The following is a 2,319-nucleotide window of genomic DNA, read 5'->3' as shown; positions in this document are numbered from 1 at the left end:
GGCGGCGGTGACGACCACGGGCGCGATCGCGAGCCAGTCGACGGACTGGACGAGGCCGCGTGTGTCGGCGGCGAGGACCGCGGTGGCCGTCATGCGTTGCCTCCTGCGAGGAGCTTTCTGTACGGCCGGGTCGGTGAGGCCGAGGAGGACCGCCGGCCACAGGCCGGCGAGGACGGTGAGGGCGACGAGCGGGGTCCAGGCGGCGAACTCGTAGCGCTGGACGTCGGCGACGGTGATCTCGGGCCCGGCCTGGGGGTCGCCCATGCAGACGCGCCGTACGACGATCAGCAGGTAGGCGGCGGTGAGGAGGGTGCCGAACGCGCCGACGGCCATGTAGGTGAGGAAGGCCGGGCGGGAGAGGCCCTCGGCCGGGTCGAAGGCGCCGAAGAGGGCCAGCATCTCGCCCCAGAAGCCGGCGAGGCCGGGCAGGCCGAGGGAGGCGACGGCGGCGAAGGCCAGGAGGGCGCCGAAGCGGGGGGCGCGGCCGTAGAGGGCGGCGCCGGTGGCTCCGGCGAGGGTGTCGAGGTCGCTGCTGCCGTAGCGGTCCTTGAGGGCGCCCACGAGGAAGAAGAGGAGGCCGGTGATCAGGCCGTGGGCGATGTTGGCGAAGAGCGCGCCGTTGACCCCGGTGGTGGTCATGGACGCGATGCCGAGGAGGACGAAGCCCATGTGGCCGACGGAGGAGTACGCGATGAGGCGCTTGAGGTCGCCCTTGCCGTTCCTGCGGGTCAGCGCGAGGCAGGCGAGGGATCCGTAGACGATGCCGACAGCGGCGAAGGCGCCCAGGTAGGGGGCGAAGGTGTGCATGCCGTCGGGGGTGACGGGCAGCAGGATGCGGACGAACCCGTAGGTGCCCATCTTCAGCATGACGCCGGCGAGGAGCACGGAGCCGACGGTGGGGGCGGCGGTGTGGGCGTCGGGCAGCCAGGTGTGCAGCGGCCACATCGGGGTCTTCACGGCGAGGCCGATGCCGATGGCGAGGACGGCCAGGAGCTGGGTGGTGTGGCTCAGTCCGCGCCCGTTGTCAGAGGCGAGTGCCACCATGTCGAAAGTGCCGCTGTTCAGGCCGATCAGCAGCAGGCCGAGCAGCATGACCACGGAGCCGAGGAGGGTGTAGAGGATGAACTTCCAGGCGGCGGCCTGCCGCTGAGCACCGCCCCAGCGGGCGATGAGGAAGTACATCGGGATGAGGACCATCTCGAAGGCGAGGAAGAACAGCATCAGGTCGAGGACGGCGAAGGTCGCGAGGGTGCCGGACTCGAGTACGAGGAGCAGCGCGACGAAGGCCTTCGGGGAGGGGCCTTCGGGGAGCTTGAAGTAGCTGTACACCGCGCAGAGGAAGAACAGCAGCGCGGTCATCAGGAGGAGGGGGAGCGAGATGCCGTCGATGCCGAGGTGGATCCGGATGTTCAGCGCCTGGATCCAGCTGATGTCCGTCGTCGCCTGGAAGCGGGACGGGGCGTCGTGGTCGAAGCCCAGGGTGAGGGCGACGGCCGCGGCGAGGACGACTCCGGTGATGGTGACGCCGTGGCGGAGCACGGCCTGTTCGGGGCTCTTGCCCTTGAGGCCGGGCGGGGCCGGCAGGAGGGCCGCGACGGCGCCGAGGAGCGGTGCGGCCACGGTGAACGCCAGAAGGAACTGCATCACGGACGGGCTGATATCGATCACGGCTGACTCTCGGCTCACGATCCGGCGTTGACGTTGGCGAGGACGGCGGTGGCGATGGCCAGGACCACGGCGCCGGCGAGCAGGGCGCTCAGGTAGCTCTGTACGTTGCCGGTCTGGGCACGGCGTACGAGGCTGCCGAGCAGCCGGGGGCCGGCGCCCGCGCCGCGGACGTACGTGTCGACGACCTCGCGGTCCAGGAAGCGGACCAGGCCCGCGGCGGCCCGGGTGGGGCGGACGAAGAGCCGGTCGTAGACGGCGTCGAGGTGGAAGCCGTCGGCGGCGTGGCGGTGCAGCGGGCCGAGGAGGGCCCGGCCGGGGTCGGCCGCGGGGGTGGCCGGGACGGCGGGGTGGTCGTGGGTCACTTCGGCCACCTCGGGGGTCTCGGCGGCGGATTCGGCGGCGGCGACGGACGCGGGTACGGCGGCTCCGTTGCGGATCCCGGCGGCGGCCCGGGCGGTGGCCCGCTGCCAGAGGCCGTAGGTGAGCACGATGCCGATGAGAAACGGCGCCGGTGCCGAGGACCGTGGTGGTCACGGACGGGGTGAGTTCCTCGCCGTCGAACCAGTCGGCGAGGGGGCCGGCGGCGAGGCCGAAGGCGGTCGAGGGGATCGCCAGCCGCCGCAGCACGCCGGTCATGGCGACGGGTTCCCT

Annotated in this window: 2 pseudogenes; both read right to left on the bottom strand. The window is 72.1% G+C overall.

Annotated features, from left to right (window positions below):
• Positions 1 to 89: 89 nt before the first annotated feature.
• Positions 90 to 1,644, bottom strand: a pseudogene (locus SSNG_RS20785) (NADH-quinone oxidoreductase subunit M).
• 38 nt (positions 1,645 to 1,682) lie between these two features.
• Positions 1,683 to 2,319, bottom strand: a pseudogene (locus SSNG_RS42255) (NADH-quinone oxidoreductase subunit L); the annotation flags it as partial.

This window comes from Streptomyces sp. C (assembly GCF_000158895.1).
In the GTDB taxonomy this organism is placed as follows: Bacteria; Actinomycetota; Actinomycetes; order Streptomycetales; family Streptomycetaceae; genus Streptomyces; species Streptomyces racemochromogenes.
Note: the sequence above shows the minus strand (reverse complement) of the source record. Positions and strands in the feature narration are given on the sequence as shown.